The following is a 16702-nucleotide window of genomic DNA, read 5'->3' on the forward strand; positions in this document are numbered from 1 at the left end:
GTCCGAGTCCCGCCGTCTCATCCCAGCCGGGCGTGTTCCAGGGCTTCGACGCGGATGCCCGTACCCGTGTGGACGAACTGGACGATCTCCGCCGTGTCCAGCTCCGCCGTGCCGAGCGCGACGTCGGCGTGGGCGTCGCACCACTCGACGAGCCGGCGGGGATCGGCGAGCGGGCCGGCGAAGTGCACCAGGCTGACGTACCAGCGGTCGCGGACCCGGCCGTGCTCCAGGTCGCGCACGCCCCGCGACTCCAGCGCGTGGGCGAAGCGCTTCCACAACGTCACCAGCGTGTCGTCCTCCGGGTGCCCGCAGACCAGCACGCCGCCGGGATGCGGGCTCACGCCTCTCAGGCGCACCCTGGCCCCCGGCAGGCCGTCGGCGGCCTCGGCCAGCGCGGCGGCGTAGGCGCGGCGGAGCGGGTCGGCCTTGGGGATGCGGGCGCGGTACGGCTCCAGAGACCTGAGCGTGACGTGCAGGGCCGGGCCGCCGTGCACCCAGTGGCCAGGGGCCTCGATGGTCCCGGACAGCTCCGTCAGGCGGTCGGCGATCTCTCGCTGGGGACGGAGCACGGCCGCGGCGCCCCAGCGTCTCGCGCCCTCCACCATGGGGACGTCGTGGGTGGCCCGGCCGGCCAGCAGGGCCGCGCGCCCTCTCGCCTGAAACTCCGTGAAATCGGACATTCGAGCAGTATGCCGGGACGCCTGGGGCTGAGCGAGAACGACCAGGACCTTACCGCGCGGTCGCTGCCCCGGCCGTGTCCTCCGGCGCGGACGGGCGACGGCCGGGCCCGGACCTCAGCCGGCGCGCCCGATGAGATCGAGCCCGATGAGATCGAGCAGGGCCGGCACCCAGTGCTCGCCGTACCGCTCCTGGAGCTCGGCCCGCCGCCAGTCCTCGCCGCTGACCCGGCCCCGGCACAGGCCGGCCCCGCACCGGCAGTCCATGGCGAACTCGGGCGCGCTGCTGCTGGTGGCGTAGTCGCTGGTCAGCTCCTCGCCCGGCAGCAGGTCGCGGCGCGCGGCCAGGCTGTAGGGGCCGGTCCACCACAGGTTGGGGTCGCAGCTGTGGTTGCTCTTGCCGACCGGCCGCCCGAACGGCAGGACCAGGTGCAGGTCGCCTGTCACGGTGATGGTGTCGACGTACGGGACCGCGGGGTCGGCGAAGAGCTCCCGCAACCGCTCCCAGGTCACGAGCCGGCCGCCGAGGCGGGCCACCTCGGTGCCGGCGGGGAGGGCGGCCGTGGTGAACAGCCCGTCGCCGGCGATGTGGGAGGGCCGCACCTCAAGGGCGGCGTGCGTCCAGCAGTCGGGCTCGGGAGGATCGATCACCTCTCCAGCATGGCACTCATTCGTAGGCGACATCGGGGAAGGCCGCCCTGTGCGGGCCGTTGTCCGGGTCGAACTCGTAGCGGATCCTGGCGCAGTCGTCGAGCAGCGCCCCCTGCAACGTCCTCAGCTCCCGGTGCCTGGTCCGCTCGAACTCCTCGGCCAGCACCTCCTGCCGCCGCCTTCCCTCGCCCAGCGCGGCACGCAGCTCCTTCACGTCCCTCCGGCAGGACCCCCTGCCGCTGCCCCGGCTGATCTGCAACATCCCGAAGGCGCCGAAAACGCGCGACAGCGACTCCAGCTCCTGGGCGAGCGGATCGGGCAGGTCCGCACCGCGCGCACCGGGCAGGCCGCGCGCGCCCGCGATCAGGTCCACCAGCCCTCTGGCGATTCCCCTGAGCTGGTTACAGGCGTGGTCCAGGCAGGTGGCGGCCTCGGCGACCTGGCGCAGGCGGGTGTCGTACCGGCTGCGCCGCAACGTCAGGCGCACCGACTCCGCCGCCTGGTCCGCGGCCTCCTTCGCCTCCTCCAGCCGTTGCGAGAGCGTCCTGGCCCGCTCCAGCCACTCGTCCGCCATGTCGCGGTCCCACTCGCCGCCCAGCCCTCGCGACATGTCCGCGGCCAGGTCGGCCAGCTCGCCGGAGAGCCCGCACAGCTCCTTCGCCGCCCGCTCCACGTAGCGCGGCGGAAGGACCAGCAGGTTCGCCGCCACGCCGATGAAGGCCCCGATCAGCACGTCCGCGAGGCGGGCGAAGCCGTACGTGCTGCCCAGCGCCAGCACCAGCAGCGCCGTGATCGGGATCTGCACGTTCTGGGCCGGCAGGTTCAGCAGCCGGGCCAGCACGAGGCCGGACGAGATCAGCACCGCCAGCGTCAGCTCGTTGGCACCGAGCAGCCAGATCACCCCCGTGGCCGCCGACACGCCCACGATCACCGCGCCGACCTGCTGCAGGCCTCTCACCACCGTGCTGTACGCGGTCGCCGACACCGTCAGCAGCACGCCGATGGGCGCCAGCACGGGCAGGCCCACCTTCAGCACGTGGGCCGCCAGCCACCAGGCCAGGACGCAGGCCCCCGTCACCTTGAGCGTCTGGACGAACGACTCGCGTTCCATGCGCAGCCAGCGCCCCAGGCCCAGACCGCGGGCCCGCCCGAGCGCCGCCTTCCCACCCGAGACGATGCGCTGGAGCGGGGCGCCGTACCGCTCGTGCCGGCGCCCCGATTCGGTCTCCATGCTCAATGCCCTGCCCAGCCGGGCAGCGGATAGAGCTGGGCGAACAGGGTAGCGGGCCCGCAGGCCGTGAAGGAGGTGTGGCACGTGCCCGGCGATCTGGTCGTCCCCGGCGGCGCTCGGGGAGTGGTTCTGTTCGTGCACGGCAGCGGCAGCGGCCGCCTCAGCCCGCGCAACCGTTACGTGGCCGGCGCGCTCAACGAGGCGGGGCTGGGCACGCTGCTGTTCGACCTGCTCACCCCGGAGGAGGAGACGGTCAGGGCGAACGTCTTCGACATCGGGCTCCTGACCGGGCGGCTGCTGGAACGTACCGCATGGGTGCGCGAGCAGCCCGCGACGGCGGGCATGCCGATCGGCTACTTCGGCGCCAGCACCGGCGCGGCGGCGGCGCTGGCGGCGGCGGCCGAGCCCGGCAACCTGGTCGCCGCGATCGTCTCACGCGGCGGCCGGCCGGACCTGGCCGCGGAGAAGCTGGCCGCGGTACGCGCCCCCACCCTGCTCATCGTCGGCGGCAGGGACCCGGTCGTGCTGAAGCTGAACGAGGAGGCCCGGCGGTGGCTGAACGCCGAGAGCCGGTTGTCCGTCGTGCCGGGCGCCACCCACCTGTTCGAGGAGCCCGGCGCGCTCGAGATCGTGGCCGACCAGGCGAGCGACTGGTTCACCGGCCACTTCTCCGCGCTCAGACGGTGATCGTGCCCAGGGTCTTGCCGTCCGAGGTCTGGATCGTGAAGTGGTTCAGCTCGTCCTGGGGGAGGCTGGTGCCGCCGTGCAGCAACATCGGGTCAGGTGAGCCCGGCACGCCGTACCCCGCCGCGGGGACGCCCCAGCTCGCCACGACCTCGGAGCGGCCGTCGTCGCCCACGGCCATGAGCCGGCACTGCAGCGGGCCCTTGACGCCCTTGAGCTCCAGCGCGACGTGGGTTCCCCAGCCCTTGTCCTCCAACCCGATGACGCTGGACACGCCCGTCGAGGAGTCGGTGGCGGAATAGGTGTCCCCGGTCATGAGCAGCGCGCGGGCCGGGCTGTGGACGCTGTCGGGGTTCGGGCCGCCCATGAAGGAGCTGCCGGCCAGGAAGACGCCCGCGGCCACCACGAGACACGCGGCGGCGGTCATGAACGTGCGGTGGAACCGGCGGCGACGGCGCTCCGCGATCGCCTTGCGCACCAGGATCGACTCGACCTGCGGGTCCGGCGGGCTGGGCAGCAGGTCGTCCGGGTGCACGCCCTTGATCAGCTCCCCCACCGCCGTGAAGGATTCCACCTCCGCGGCACAGCTCCCGCAACCGGCCAGATGGTGCTCGAAAGCGGCTTTCTCCTCCTCGCCGAGCAGTCCGAGCGCGTACGCGGCCACGTCCTCGTGACGCACCTCCGTCATAGCGGCGTCACCCCCCTTACGCCGTGACGCGTCCTTCCCACGGAAGCGTCACCCCCCTTCACGTCGTGACGCACCCTTTTCACGGCAGCGTCACCCCCCTTGCGTCGTGACGCACCACGCTCATGGCAGCGTCACCCCCCTTTCCTCGAGCGCCACGCGCAGCGCGCGCATGGCGTAGTACACGCGTGACTTCACCGTGCCCACCGGCACGCCGATCGTCTCCGCCGCCTCCTGGACGGTGCGGTCCAGCAGGAACGTCTCCGTGAGCACCTGGCGGTGGGCCGGGGAGAGCGAGAGCATCGCCTCGGTCACCACGATCTCCCGTAACAGGCGCTCGTCCTCCGCGGCCACGGGCTGGGCTCGGTCCTGGATGTCGTCGACGGTGTCGAGGGGACGCGTGCCGGAGCGGCGGTGGTCGTCGATGACCACACGGCGGGCCACCGTCGCCAGCCACGGCATCAGCGAGCCGGTGTCGGTACGCAGGTCGTGGAGGTTCCGCCAGGCGCGTACCAGGGTCTCCTGCACGACGTCCTCGGCCCAGCGCCGGTCGCCGCCCGTCAGCCGGATGGCGAAGGCCATCAAGGGGGCGCCGTACTCGCGGTAGAGGGCTCGGACCATGGCTTCGTCCGTTACGCGGTGATTCACAAGGGGGCGGACTCCTTGCGCTGCGGCTATCACGAAATATCGCGCTAGGTACGCTGGTATTGAGAATTATTACTCTAGCCACCGGCCAGCCCCAGGGCAGGTAGTTTGCCCTATTCGCCGCCCAGCTATATTTCACCGGTAAATCGCGTCAACTCCCCGAACCCGCGATTTCGATCATGGTCTGGCCTCTGTCGTCCGGAATGCCCGTCCGCCGTTGACGGGCTCCGCCGCTCCCGGACCAGCGCTCGGCCTCCAGCAGCAGTTCGCGCACCGTGGCGCGGCGGTCCTCCCACGGGTCACCGAGCAGGGCGCGTACGACGTCGATCGCCGCCGGGCGGGACAGCGCGTTCGGGCGGCGGCACTCGTCGATCACCACCCGCAGTTCGGGCACCGGCCCGAGATAGGGACGCTCGCCGTCGCGGACCGGCCGCCCGGTCGCGGCGAAGACGATCACGTCGGCCCAGTCCCTGACGTCGGCGGAGGGGAACTCGCTGCTGCGCGGCCCCGGCGCGAAGAACGCCCGCCCCCCCGGCCCGATCATGACGTTGCCCGGGTTGAGCCGCAGCCCCGCGATCCCGCCCAGGTGCAGCCTCGCCATGGTGGCCGCGGTGCCCAGCGCGAGCAGGTGCAGCGCCTCTCCCCTGTACGGCCCCGCCGCCCTGACGACGGCGACGAGCGGTTCGCCCTCTCCCAGGTAGTCGCGCGGCAACAGGGCCAGCCCGTCGCTCCATCCCAGAAAGTCCATCGTCGCCCTCCTGGCAGCCGGGGCCCGGGCCCGCCGGCGTCCCGTTCACGGACACCGCCGAGCTCCGTTCCGCCAGGGAGTACGCCGGTCGGCCCGCGCGGGTTCAACCGGTTCACGCGGATGGACGGAACCGTTATGACACCCCGATTGGGAGAAAAGTAGGAAAAGTAGGTAGAGTGGAACTCGACTCACCGGAGACGAGAGCGGAGTGCGATGGCCGGGAAGATGATCGAAGGGCCGGACGGCCGCTACATCGTGGGGACCGTGAAGATCGGCGAGAAGGGCCAGATCGTCATCCCCAAGGACGCGCGCGACCTGCTCGGCATCCAGCCGGGCGACACCCTCCTCGTGCTGGTGGACACCGAGCAGGGCATCGCGCTGGTCGACAACGAGCGCTTCCGGCGCTTCGCGACAGGAGTCCTCTCCGTGCAGGATGACCCGCCCGCCGACCCCGAGGAGCCAGGCCGATGACCGGCTACCGCAACCCCTACGAGGGCCGGCGCGACCCGCTGCCGCCCGCGCTCGCCGAGGCGGGCTTCCACCAGGAGCTCGCCGAACTCGACGGCGTGCTGATCAACTACGTGCGGGGCCCCGCGGCCGGCCCGCCCCTCCTCCTGATCCCCGGCCAGATGAGCCTGTGGAGCAGCTACCGCAAGGTCATGCCGGAGCTCGCGCGGCAGTTCACGGTGTACGCGATCGACGTCCGGGGGCACGGAAGCTCCTCGTGGACGCCCGGCGACTACTCGTGGGACTCCGCGGGCCAGGACATCGCCCGCTTCCTGCGGCAGGTGATCGGGCGGCCCGCGATCGTCAGCGGCAACTCCTCGGGCGGCGTGCTCGCCCTGTGGTGCGCCGCCAACGTTCCCGACCACGTCGCGGCGGTGGTCCTGGAGGACCCGCCGATCTTCTCGGCCGAGATGCCGCGCTTCCGCGACCGCGACCGCTGGGTCTACGGCAGCCTCAAGCACACCGTGGAGGTGCTCGGCGACCTCGACCGGCAGCGCGTGGCCGACGTCTACCGCCAGGAGATCCCCGTCGGGGAGAGCAAGACCATCCGGATGCCCGACCGCTTCGTCGACCTGCTCGACCGCCTGGTCACCCGGCACCGGCGCAAGCACCCGGGCAGCCCGGCCTCGCTGGGCGTGCGCTGGCTGCCGGCGTCGCTCGACCACCTGATCCGGTCGGCGTCGATGTTCGACCCCGACTTCGCCAGGGCGTTCGTCGACGGCCGCTTCTACGGCGACTTCTCGCACGCGGCCGCGCTGCGGGCGACGACCGCGCCCGTCCTGCTGCTGCACGCCAACTGGAACCGGTTCGGCGAGCACGGCCTCGTCGGCGCCATGGACGACGACGACGCCGCCCGGGTGCGCGAGCTCGTTCCTCAGACCGTCTACCGCCGGATCGACGCCAGGCACGTCATCCACGACGACAAGCCCCAGGAGTTCGTCACCGCCGTGACCGAGTTCGGGGGCGCCCTGCGCGGCTCGCCCGCCCCTTGACAGGGGGCGCGGCCGGGCCGGATCACCCCGCCGCGTCCAGCTCGCGGAAGGCGGCCCGGTAGGTGCTGGGCGAGGTCCCCACGGCGGCGTGGAAGTGCTTGCGGAGATTGGCGGCCGTACCGAGCCCTGCCTGCTCGGCCACCTGGTCCACGGGCAGGTCCGACTCCTCCAGGAGCTCCCTGGCGCGTTCGACGCGCTGCTGGGCGAGCCAGGCCATCGGGGTGGTGCCGACCTCGTCGCGGAAGCGCCGGGTGAAGGTGCGCACGCTCATGGCCTCCTGGGCCGCCATCTGGCCCAGGGTGACGGCCTCGCCGAGCCGTCGCAGGGCCCAGGCCCGCGCGGCCGCGGTCGAGGGAGACGACGGCTCAGGCACGGGGTGGCGGACGTACTGCGCCTGCCCGCCCTCCCGGTGCGGTGGCACGACGGTGCGGCGGGCGACGTCGTTGGCGACGGCCATGCCGAAGTCGTGCCGGATCATGTGCAGGCACAGGTCGATCCCCGCCGCGCACCCCGCCGACGTCAGGACGTCGCCGCCGTCGGCGTACAGGACGGTCGCGTCCAGCTGCACCTGCGGGAACAGCCGGGCGAACCGGTCGGCGTAGCGCCAGTGCGTCGTGGCGGCGCGCCCGTCGAGCAGCCCGGCTGAGGCCAGGACGAAGGCGCCCGTGCAGATCGAGGCCACCCGGGTGCCGGGGCGGATGCGGGCGAACGCGCCGGCCAGCGGCGGGGAGAGCGCGGGCTCCTGCTGCTCGTAGTCGTCGTAGGAGGACAGCACGATCACGGTGTCGGCCTCCGCGAGCGTCTCGGGGCCGTGCGCGACGTTGACGGTGAAGTCCCCGTCCGTACGCACCGCGCCGGGCCGAAGGGCGCAGGTGGCGACCTCGTACAGCGGCTCGCCGTCCGCCGACGCCCCCGCGCGGGCCTGCCCGAACACCTGGTGGACGATGCCCAGCTCGATCGGCAGGGTCATCTCGCGGGCGAGGACGGCGACGCGATGGCGTACCGGATGGGAGAAAGCAGAACCCATGGCCATATTGTTGCGCATGTCGGCTATGTAGCCACTCGCCGAGGGCTCACCACGCCGAAAGGCTGGAGCCATGGTTCAGCACGTGCAGACCTCGCTCGCCGCACGCCCCGGCACGGGCCGCGCGTGGGTCGTCGCCGCCGCCGCGGGCGCGGCCATCGTGGCGGCCGGCGCCTTCACGACCGTCCCCGGGCTCCTGATCTCTCCCCTGCACCACGAGTACGCCTGGGACCGCGGCCAGATCGCCCTGGCCGCCTCCGTCAACATGATCTTCTTCGGCCTCACCGCGCCCTTCGCGGCCGCCCTGATGGAGCGCGCCGGCATCCGCCGCGTGGCGGCGGGCGCCATGCTGCTCGTCGCCGCCGGCGCCCTGCTCACCAGCGTGATGGCCGCGCCCTGGCACCTGGTCGCGTACTGGGGTGTCCTGATCGGCCTGGGCAGCGGGTGCCTGACCATGACCTTCGCCGCGATGATCACCGGCCGCTGGTTCGTACGGCGTCGCGGGCTGGTCACCGGCGCCCTGAGCGCCTCCAGTCATCTGGGGCAGCTGCTCTTCCTGCCGCTGCTCGCCTGGTCGGTCGACCGGTTCGGCTGGCGGCCCCCGGTCGTGACGCTGGCCCTCGTCGCCCTGGCCGTGTCGGCGCTGGTGGCCCTGCTCCTGCGCGACCACCCCGCCGACGTCGGCGCGCCGCCGTACGGCGGCGAGCACGTCGTCGCCAAGCCGGCCCCCGCCCGGGGCGCAGCGCGCCGCACCGTCACGGTCCTCCTCGACGCCACCCGCACCGGCACCTTCTGGCTGCTGGCCGGCATGTTCGTCATCTGCGGCGCCAGCACCAACGGCATCATGTGGAGCAACTGGGTGCCCGCGGCCCACGACCACGGCATGCACGCGACCGCCGCCGCGTCGATGCTCTCCCTGATCGGCGTCTTCTCCGCGCTGGGCGCCGCCGCCTCCGGCTGGCTCACCGACCGCTTCGACCCCCGCCACCTGCTGGCCTGGTGTTTCACGGTCCGCGCGATCACCCTGGCGGCCCTGCCGATGGTGCTCTCGTCGACGGTCCAGCCCTCCCTGGTCGCCGTCGTGGTCGTCTACGGCCTCGTCGACGTCGCGACCGTCCCGCCGGTCATCGCGCTCGCCCAGCGCCGCTACGGAGACGACGGCCCCATCGTCTTCGGCTGGGCCAACTCCGCTCACCAGCTGGGCGCGGGCGCCTCGGCCTTCCTCGGGGCCACCGCCCGCGACCTGGCCGGCACGTACGACGCCGTCTGGGCCGTGTTGTGCACGGCCTGCCTCATCGCCGCGCTGACCGCACTGGCCGTACGGGCCGGGAGATCCGACCGGGGTTGAGTCATGCCTCCTCCGACCGCGTCAGGTTGGGCGTCCTCGAACGGCGGCCATGGAGGGACGATGCTCAGCCGTTTCGCTGAATGGCTGTACGACAGGCGCATGACCAGATTGCGTGAGCAGGTGATCGCGGCTCGGATCAACGCCGGCCCGCCCCTTCCCGCCACGTGGGATCGATACGAGGAATCAGCGGTTCGGCTCGCCGAGATCGGGCCAGACGCACTGGGCGCCGGCCGCGAGGAGGTCAGGGAAATCGGTAACACCCTGAATGACGCCGGCGGAAAGCCGCTGCGGGGGCGGCGAAGCCGCGATAAAGTCCTCATAGAAGGACTTCGTGTCGCGAACATCGAGGAGGAGCTCGTGGGCAGGACGGGACGCCGGCCCGGGACATCGACCACCAGGCAGGAGATCGTGGCCGCCGCCGCCGCATCGTTCAGCGAGCACGGCTACGACGGCACGAGCCTACGGCGGGTCGCCACGGACGCCGGCGTCGACCCCGCACTCGTACGCAGGTTCTTCGGCAACAAGGACCAGCTGTTCAGCGCGGTCGTCGCGGAGGTGTTCCAGCCGGACCGCACGGTCGTCATGCTGCTTGACGGTCCGCGCTCCAGCCTGGGGCGCCGGCTGCTCGGCTACGTCTTCGACCTGCTGGGGGACGTCGACTCCCCCGGCCCGCTGCTCGGCGTCATCCGCTCGGCCGCCACCAACGAGCACGCCGCCTCCCAGGTCAGGGACTTCCTGGCCGCCGACCTGCTCGTCAAGCTCATCCGGGCCCTGGGCATGGACCACCCCGACCTGCGCGCGACGCTCACGGCCAGCCAGCTCGTCGGGCTGGCGATCACCCGGTACGCCGTACGAGCCGAGGCACTGGTCATCGCCGATCCCGACGAGCTCGCCGATTGGGTCGCGCCGACGTTGCAGCGCTATCTCACCGGACGGGCGCCCAAGCCTTCAACCTGATGAGCCCGCGGCGCGCGCTCACGCCGCCGCACCGCCGAATCCGATGGGCCGCGCCATGGCGGCATCGCCCCGGTTGATCAGCACCTCCCCGCGCTGCACCGCGACCTCTTCCACGCCGAAGCCCTCCTTCAGGTCGCGCTGAAGCTCGGTCACCGCGGCCTCGGAAGCCGCGGCCGCCTCGGCGTCACGGAAGACCGTGATGGTCATCACCGTCCCCTCGCCGGTGCCGACGGCGGTGTAGAGGACCGAGCCCACCTGCTTCGGAACGCGGTCCGCGAATTGGGCGTCCACGTGCTCGACCATCTTCCTGATCGTGTCGGGATGCGCGCGGTAGTGCCGGACGATCGCGTACATGACACCTCTCCTGGATCGGATCTCTCCCCCAACCATATGTCTCCTTACGGAGACTTTCAAGTCCCCATTTGAAGACTTAACGAACCGCTCGCCGGTGGCCCGAGCCGGCATGTGCCCTCTGTTCCGGGGTTGACCTTGACGCGACGTCAACGTTTCTCATGGGAGGCGTCCAGCCGAAGAGAGGAGCACGATGGTCAGAGCCGCGCTGCGCGTCCTGGGGTTCGAGGTGAAGGGCCTGGCCTCCGTCGGGCTGTGGATCGCGCGCCGGCGTCACGGCGTGCCGCCCGGGGCGAGCGCCGTCACGTACGCCAAGGAGCAGACGTTCATGCTGGCGCTCATGTTGTTCGCGATGGCGATCGAGACGGTGGTGGTGGACCTGCTGCTGGTCGCGCTCGGCGTGCCCGGCTGGTTGCGGTACGCGGTGCTGGTCGCCGACCTCTACGGGCTGCTGTTCGGGGTCATGCTGGCCGCCGCCTGCGCCACCCGGCCGCACGTCATCACCGACGAGGAACTGCGCATCAGGTACGCCGCCTACTTCGACGTGCGGGTGCCCCTCGACCGGATCGTCTCGGTACGGACCGGCCGCAACCTCAACGAGGAGAGCATGGTCTCCGTCGCGGACGGGCGGCTCGGCGTGGCCGTCGCCTCGCAGACCAACCTGACGGTCGAGCTGGCCGGACCGGTCACCGTCGTCCGCCCGCTCGGGCGCCGGGCCGAGGTCACCTCGATCCGGTTCTTCGCCGACGATCCGGAGGCGGCGCTGGCGGCGCTGCGTCCCCGGCTCACCGTGCCCTCATGAAGGGCGTCAGCCTCCGCGCTCCTCGTGAGAGGCGTCAGCCTCCACCTCCATGTGCGGGGGTTGCGCGGCGCGGGATCGAGCGCAGGTCGAAGGCGAACCGGGCGGCCGAGTCGGCGATGGCGTCGGCGTTCACGTCGAGCGCCGTGCCGTTGACGTTGCGGATCGTGTCGCACGCCTGGTGGTAGCAGGCGTCGTACGCGCTGCCCGCGGTGCCGCCGAACAGCTTCGCCTCCTCGGCCGTCTTGGAGCCTTCCGCGCCGGTGAAGATGCCGCCCGCCGGGATGCCGACCGCGATGAACGGGCCGTAGTCGGAGCGGCCGTCGAAGTCGGTGCCGACGGTGGGCAGGTCTCGGGAGCCGAAGAAGGTCTCGAACTGCTCCTCGATCTGGGCCGAGCCGGGCGGGCCCGCCGAGGCGCCGGTGTCGTCGGAGTCGTCGCCGTCGTAGAGCTTGTAGGCGAAGTTGGGCGAGGCGACCATGTCGAAGTTCAGGTAGAGGCGGATGCGGTCGCGTTCCGTCCGCGGCAGCGACGAGACGTACTGGTCGGAGCCGAGCAGGCCGAGCTCCTCCGCGGCCCAGAAGGCGAAGCGCACCCGGTTCTTGACCGGGAAGCGGGCCATCTCCTCGGCCACCTCCAGGATGGCGGCGCTGCCGGAGCCGTTGTCGTTGATGCCGGGACCCGCGGGCACGCTGTCGAGGTGGGCTCCGAGCATGACGACGTTGCCCGGGTCGCCGGTGCGGGTTTCGGCGATCACGTTGTGGTCGGTGCCGATCGCGACGGTGGAGTCGACGGTGAGCCGGACGGTGGCGTCCTCCGTGCCGGCCAGCCGCTCGCCCACCGCGTAGTCCGCGTACACCATGGGGATGCCGGCCCGCCATTCGCCGATGTCGAGCTGCTCGGCCTCCGTGCGTCCCTTCTGGCCCTCGTTGAACACGATGATCGCGGCCGCCCCGGCCGCGCCGGCGTTGCGCACCTTCTGGGAGAAGGCGCAGGTGCCGCGCTGGACGAGCGCGATCCGGCCGGCCACGAACCCGTCGAAGTCGGAGGCCTCACATCCGCTGGTGGAGGACGGTGTGGCGGCCGGGGGCAGCGTCAGGTCCACGCCCTGGACCTGCGCGGTCACGTCGCCGGCCGGGGAGGGCTCGAAGGCGAAGAAGTCCTGCTTGGGAACGTACGCCCGCCGTTCGGGCGCGGTCTCGGTGAGGGCGGGCGGGCTGTTCTCGGTCCAGCTCTCGACGAATTGGACGGGATCGAGCGTCACCTTGTAGCCGGCTCTGCGCAGCTTGTCGGCCACGTAGTCGCGGGAGCCGTCGTAGCCGGTCGTGCCCGCGGCGCGGTTGCCGCCGTGCGCGGTGGCGATCTTCTGGAAGGCGCGGAGGTGCTCTTCGACGTTCGCGCCTTTGACCTTCTTGACCAGCAGGTCGGCGTACGCGTCGGCGGGCTCGGCAGTATGGGCCGGGGCCGCCGCGGTCAGGGGCAGCGCCAGTGCGGTGATCAGTGCGGTGACGATTCTGCGCATGAACGATTCCCCTGTCGTGGATGGGAATGCGACATTCCCCCGAGCCGCGATCGGAACGTAAATCCCCAGCTACGAGGCAGACAAGGCCTTGTCCAGCGGCAAAATCAGGACATGTTCGAGTAACGCGTTCACTCTGCGCGACGGGCGCGGGCGCGGCGTTTTCCCTCGTGCATGGCCTGGACGCGGGCTACCGGGATGGTGTGCCCCTCCTCGACCAGGTCGGCGGGCAGCGGTTGCGGGCCGGGCATGAGCTCGGCCCACGGGTCGGCCCCCTTGAGCCGCGCGGCCGCCGTGTGCACGGTGAAGTCGGCGGGCGCCACGCGGTCGAGGTCGTCCCACGCCACCGGGAAGGAGACGGGCACGCCGGGACGGATGCGCGGGCTGTAGGCGGCGGCGACCGTCGCGCCGCCCGCGCGGGTGGAGTCGAGGAAGACCTTGCCCTCGCGGTCCTCCCGGATGAACGCCGTGGTTGCCAGCGCCGGATCGAGCCGCTCGGCACGGGCGGCCAGCGCGCGGGTTGCCGCCGCGAGGTCGTCCACCGCCGTGCCCTCGGCCACGGGCACGAACACGTGCACGCCCTTCGCCCCGCTCGTCTTCACCGCCCCCGACAGCCCGGCGTCGCGGAGGGCCTGGCGGACGAGGAGCGCGCCGCGTACGGCCAGCGAGAAGGAGTCGTCGTGCTCGGGCGGGTCGAGGTCGAGGATGAGGTGCGTGGGCCGGTTGCCGACGAACAGCGCCGGGTGATATTCCACGGCCCGCTGGTTGGCGAACCACAGGAGCGTTCTCCTGTCGTCGCAGAGCGCGTACGTCACCTGCCTGCGGGACGCCTCGGCCCAGAAGGAGACGGACCTGATCCACTCGGGGGCGTATTTCGGCAGGTTCTTCTGCATGAACGGCTGCTGCCCCGGGCGGACGCGCATCACGGAGAGCGCCCGGTCGCGCAGGACGGGGATGATGCGGCCGGCGACGGCGTCGAGGTAGTCGACCAGGTCGCGCTTGGTGGCGCCGGCGCCGTCGAACAGCTGCTGGTCGAGATTGGTCAGGGCGACCCCGTCACGGGTCTCGTCGGCGGCCACCCGCCCTACGATGCCACAGACCCCCGCACAACCGACATGGGAGTGAACCCCGCCGATGACCCGCTACCTGTATCTCACCCGCCACGGCGAGGCCACACCCGAAGGAGAGCTGACAGACGCCGGCCGCCGCCAGGCCGCGCTGCTCGGCGACCGGCTCGGCGACGTGCCGCTCGCCGCCGTGCACCACGGCCCGCTCCCCCGGGCGGCCGAGACCGCCCGGCTCGTCGGCGAGCGGCTCCCCGGCGTCCCGCTGCGCGAGTCGCGGGCCGCCGGCGACTATCTCCCGTACGTCCCGGTCAGGGAGGACCTGCCGGAGGAGTACGCCGACCGCCTCCTGGGATTCGTCGGCCAGTTCCCCGAGGACGAGCGCCGCGACGGACCGGCGCTCGCCCGCGAGGCCATGGAGCTGTTCACGGGACCGGCCGCGCAGCCCCGGCACGAGCTGGTGGTCACGCACAACTTCCTGATCGGCTGGCTCGTACGCGCCGCCATGGACGCCCCGGACTGGCGCTGGCTGGGTGTCAACCACTGCAACGCCGCCCTGACCGTCATCCGTTACACGCCCGGCCGACCGCCGTCCGTGCTCTTCTTCAACGACATGGCCCACCTGCCGGCGGAGCTCAGGTGGACCGGCTTCCCACCCGAGCTCCGCCTGTGATCACCGTCCGAGGTGGTCGCCCAGCAGCTTGAAGAACACGTCGCCGCGGACGATCTCGAAGGGGTCGTCGAGCAGCGTGCCGAGCTCGGCGATGTCGCTCGGCGACCAGTTCCAGGCGTTGACGGCGCCGGCGATGAACAGCGGCTTGCTCCCGTCCCAGCCCTCGATGTGCTTCACCAGCGTGTCGCGGTATTCCTGGGCCCTGCCCTGCGGCATGAAGTTGCCGATCACGGGCAGGCCCGCGGGGTTGATCTGCAGGTCGCCGGTCTCCCACGACTGGATGATGCCGCGCAGCCCGGTGTTCTTCCTGTACGACCGCACGATGCGCTCGTCGAAGGCCACCCAGCCGTCGTCCTCCTCGTTGCGGTGGTTGTAGGCGTAGACGAGGTCCATGCCGGTCCTGCGCATGAATCGTCCTGAGAGCTCCGTGTACGCGTCCAGCGCCTCCTTCGGCCACGACCCGGGATAGGTGTAGCCGGCGCCCGACGGCCCGGCGATGAGCAGGTCGTTGGGCGTGGCCGTGCGCTGGAAGTAGGCGAGGATCGCGGGGCCGATCTCGGCCAGCAGGGGGCTGACGGTCCAGTTCGTGGGCACTTCGCCGCGCTTGTCGTCGTCCCAGATCTGCCGCATCCGGCGCTGGCAGTACTGGATGTTGTCGCCCTCGCCGACGGTGAGCGTGACGTAGACGCGGTTGCGCAGGGTGGCCCGCGGCCTCGGCGGCACCCGGTCGGAGACCTTGGCGCGCACGCCGGCGTGGACGGTGGCGTTCATGTAGTAGTCGGCGGGGATGACCTCGACGGCGTGTTGCGAGGCCCGGTCGACGCCGCCCCACTCGCCCGCCACGTCGTTGGAGAACCATCCGGCGTACGGCGTGGTCGGCTTGACCTTGCCGAGGATCTCGTCGAGCAGCTCGCCGGTCTGGCCGCTGGGCGGCAGCCAGAAGACCATGGCGCGCATGGCGACCGTGTAGTCGCGGAAATAGGGGAAGGGCTCGACCCTGGTCGGCGCGGTGGTGGTGGCGGTCACCAGGTACTGGTTCCACAGGTCCACGTCGACCGTGAGCTGCTGGGCGCCTTCGGGCGCGGTGAAGCGGTAGACGAAGTAGCCGCCGCCGTCGGAGAAGCGGTTGGACTTGTCGCCGATCGCGGAGTTGAGGCCGTCGAAGAGGTACGGCGTCTCGGCGTCCGTGCCGGGGGTGAAGGAGGCGATCTCCTTGCCGTCGGCCTTGACGGTGACCGCGCCGACAGAGGCGCCCCAGCCGTCGTCGCCGAACGAGTCCTGGAAGCGCAGGTAGACGCCGTCCTCGCCGGACAGTTCCTGGCTTAAGTCGAAGGTGCGCACCTCGCGGTTGGAGGTGTCGCGGATGCGCTCGGTCTCGCGGGCGACCTCGCGCCACTGGACGTTGTCGACGCTCACGGTCCTGGTCGGCGGCAGGCCGCTGAGCAGGGCGTGGGTGCAGCGCGGGAAGAGGTTGTCGAGCTGCCAGCGGTAGGTGCCCAGGATGTCGTCGGGGTCGAACTTCCCGCGCAGGTCGGTGATGGTCCTGAAGCCGTGCTCGGCGGCCTGCTCGGCCGTGGCGGCCACGGCGCCCTCCAGGCCGGCGAGGGTGGTGGCGACGTTCACCGAGTCGGGGACGTCGGGGTCGTGCAGGATGGCGCCGCGGGCCTCGCGGCCGTAGCGGGCGACCAGGTCGAGGGCGTTGTCGTGGCGGGTGACGCGGGCGCCCGTGCTGTCCAGCCAGGGGACGTCGAAGTTCTCCTTGTTGTAGTTGAAGTAGAGGCGAGGGCTGCGGCGGTTGACCACTCCTTGGAGGGTGGTCAGGAGCAGCTGGTCATTCCCGTGGAGGGCACTCACGTCGGCGTGGTCGAGCCGGGTGGGGCGACCGAAGTTGGGGAGGAGGGGCCGGGTGGCTGCGGTCGTGGCGGCGGCGGGGGTGGAGAGGCTGACTCCGAGCCCGCCGGCCGCGAGGACCGCGGTGTTGGCCAGCAAGAAGTTACGTCGTGACACCATGCGCGATCTCTGCTCCTGCGAGGGGGGGACCAGGAATGACATCGTTGTCATCTGCCAGAGAACGTAACAACCTGACGTAAGGATGTCCATGGCGTAAACCGCGCAATTCCCCCAGCAGCCCCCGGAACCACGGGCGC

18 protein-coding genes are annotated in these 16702 nt (G+C 71.6%); 7 read left to right on the forward strand and 11 right to left on the reverse strand.

The window, feature by feature from the left end; genetic code table 11:
• Nucleotides 1-17 precede the first annotated feature (17 nt).
• The 3 genes from ACZ6SA_RS05555 to ACZ6SA_RS05565 form a co-directional block, all read right to left on the reverse strand.
• Nucleotides 18-680, reverse strand: coding sequence for a hypothetical protein (locus ACZ6SA_RS05555; RefSeq protein WP_465826759.1), 663 nt, complete (start codon nt 678-680; stop codon nt 18-20).
• Nucleotides 681-794: 114 nt separating this feature from the next.
• Nucleotides 795-1328, reverse strand: coding sequence for an SET domain-containing protein (locus ACZ6SA_RS05560; RefSeq protein ID WP_465826761.1), 534 nt, complete (start codon nt 1326-1328; stop codon nt 795-797).
• Between the two features lie 16 nt (nt 1329-1344).
• The gene (locus ACZ6SA_RS05565) at nt 1345-2559 is read right to left on the reverse strand and encodes an FUSC family protein (RefSeq protein WP_347649729.1); all 1215 of its coding nucleotides are present in this window, start codon (nt 2557-2559) and stop codon (nt 1345-1347) included.
• Between the two features lie 84 nt (nt 2560-2643).
• Here ACZ6SA_RS05565 and ACZ6SA_RS05570 point away from each other — a divergent pair, with 84 nt between their 5' ends.
• Nucleotides 2644-3246: a dienelactone hydrolase family protein gene (locus ACZ6SA_RS05570; protein ID WP_465826762.1), complete on the forward strand. Its 603-nt coding sequence runs from the start codon at nt 2644-2646 to the stop codon at nt 3244-3246.
• Here ACZ6SA_RS05570 and ACZ6SA_RS05575 read toward each other — a convergent pair.
• The 3 genes from ACZ6SA_RS05575 to ACZ6SA_RS05585 form a co-directional block, all read right to left on the reverse strand.
• The gene (locus ACZ6SA_RS05575; protein WP_465826763.1) at nt 3236-3931 is read right to left on the reverse strand and encodes an anti-sigma factor family protein; all 696 of its coding nucleotides are present in this window, start codon (nt 3929-3931) and stop codon (nt 3236-3238) included. The two genes, ACZ6SA_RS05570 and ACZ6SA_RS05575, sit on opposite strands and share 11 nt — an antisense overlap.
• A 120-nt stretch (nt 3932-4051) precedes the next feature.
• The gene (locus ACZ6SA_RS05580) at nt 4052-4576 is read right to left on the reverse strand and encodes a sigma-70 family RNA polymerase sigma factor (RefSeq protein ID WP_246090493.1); all 525 of its coding nucleotides are present in this window, start codon (nt 4574-4576) and stop codon (nt 4052-4054) included.
• Nucleotides 4577-4724: 148 nt separating this feature from the next.
• A complete protein-coding gene (locus ACZ6SA_RS05585) occupies nt 4725-5321 on the reverse strand; it encodes a protein kinase family protein (RefSeq protein WP_465826765.1) in 597 nt (198 codons plus the stop codon).
• A gap of 213 nt (nt 5322-5534) precedes the next feature.
• Between ACZ6SA_RS05585 and ACZ6SA_RS05590 the strand changes: the two genes are divergently transcribed.
• Together ACZ6SA_RS05590 and ACZ6SA_RS05595 are read left to right on the forward strand one after the other, a co-directional pair.
• Nucleotides 5535-5792 carry an AbrB/MazE/SpoVT family DNA-binding domain-containing protein gene (locus tag ACZ6SA_RS05590; protein ID WP_347649733.1) on the forward strand — a complete coding sequence of 86 codons (258 nt, stop codon included), beginning with the start codon at nt 5535-5537 and terminating at the stop codon, nt 5790-5792.
• Nucleotides 5789-6820 carry an alpha/beta fold hydrolase gene (locus tag ACZ6SA_RS05595; protein WP_465826766.1) on the forward strand — a complete coding sequence of 344 codons (1032 nt, stop codon included), beginning with the start codon at nt 5789-5791 and terminating at the stop codon, nt 6818-6820. Before ACZ6SA_RS05590 ends, ACZ6SA_RS05595 begins: the two co-directional genes overlap by 4 nt.
• Nucleotides 6821-6842: 22 nt before the next feature.
• On the opposite strand, the gene ACZ6SA_RS05600 is transcribed toward ACZ6SA_RS05595, so the two are convergent.
• Nucleotides 6843-7847 carry a GlxA family transcriptional regulator gene (locus tag ACZ6SA_RS05600; RefSeq protein ID WP_465826768.1) on the reverse strand — a complete coding sequence of 335 codons (1005 nt, stop codon included), beginning with the start codon at nt 7845-7847 and terminating at the stop codon, nt 6843-6845.
• Between the two features lie 70 nt (nt 7848-7917).
• Here ACZ6SA_RS05600 and ACZ6SA_RS05605 point away from each other — a divergent pair, with 70 nt between their 5' ends.
• Nucleotides 7918-9192, forward strand: a complete 1275-nt coding sequence (locus ACZ6SA_RS05605; protein ID WP_465826770.1) for an MFS transporter — start codon at nt 7918-7920, stop codon at nt 9190-9192.
• 99 nt (nt 9193-9291) lie between these two features.
• Nucleotides 9292-10149 (forward strand): TetR/AcrR family transcriptional regulator, encoded by an 858-nt coding sequence (locus ACZ6SA_RS05610; protein WP_465826771.1) that lies wholly within the window; start codon nt 9292-9294, stop codon nt 10147-10149.
• Nucleotides 10150-10167: 18 nt separating this feature from the next.
• Here the strand turns inward: ACZ6SA_RS05610 and ACZ6SA_RS05615 are convergent, their stop codons facing one another.
• Nucleotides 10168-10503: a hypothetical protein gene (locus ACZ6SA_RS05615; RefSeq protein ID WP_465826773.1), complete on the reverse strand. Its 336-nt coding sequence runs from the start codon at nt 10501-10503 to the stop codon at nt 10168-10170.
• 190 nt (nt 10504-10693) lie between these two features.
• On the opposite strand from ACZ6SA_RS05615, the gene ACZ6SA_RS05620 reads away from it, so the two are divergent.
• Nucleotides 10694-11302, forward strand: a complete 609-nt coding sequence (locus ACZ6SA_RS05620; RefSeq protein ID WP_443154607.1) for a hypothetical protein — start codon at nt 10694-10696, stop codon at nt 11300-11302.
• Between the two features lie 34 nt (nt 11303-11336).
• Here ACZ6SA_RS05620 and ACZ6SA_RS05625 read toward each other — a convergent pair whose 3' ends face one another.
• On the reverse strand, nt 11337-12821 hold the full coding sequence (locus ACZ6SA_RS05625; protein WP_465826775.1) for a M28 family metallopeptidase: 1485 nt from the start codon (nt 12819-12821) through the stop codon (nt 11337-11339).
• A 128-nt stretch (nt 12822-12949) separates the two neighbouring features.
• Nucleotides 12950-13897 (reverse strand): DNA polymerase domain-containing protein, encoded by a 948-nt coding sequence (locus ACZ6SA_RS05630; RefSeq protein WP_465826776.1) that lies wholly within the window; start codon nt 13895-13897, stop codon nt 12950-12952.
• Between the two features lie 55 nt (nt 13898-13952).
• On the opposite strand from ACZ6SA_RS05630, the gene ACZ6SA_RS05635 reads away from it, so the two are divergent.
• Nucleotides 13953-14555 carry a histidine phosphatase family protein gene (locus tag ACZ6SA_RS05635; protein ID WP_443154604.1) on the forward strand — a complete coding sequence of 201 codons (603 nt, stop codon included), beginning with the start codon at nt 13953-13955 and terminating at the stop codon, nt 14553-14555.
• Here ACZ6SA_RS05635 and ACZ6SA_RS05640 read toward each other — a convergent pair whose 3' ends face one another.
• Nucleotides 14556-16565: a GxGYxYP domain-containing protein gene (locus ACZ6SA_RS05640; RefSeq protein ID WP_465826778.1), complete on the reverse strand. Its 2010-nt coding sequence runs from the start codon at nt 16563-16565 to the stop codon at nt 14556-14558.
• Nucleotides 16566-16702: the final 137 nt, after the last annotated feature.

Source organism: Nonomuraea sp. NPDC049378 (assembly GCF_055586745.1).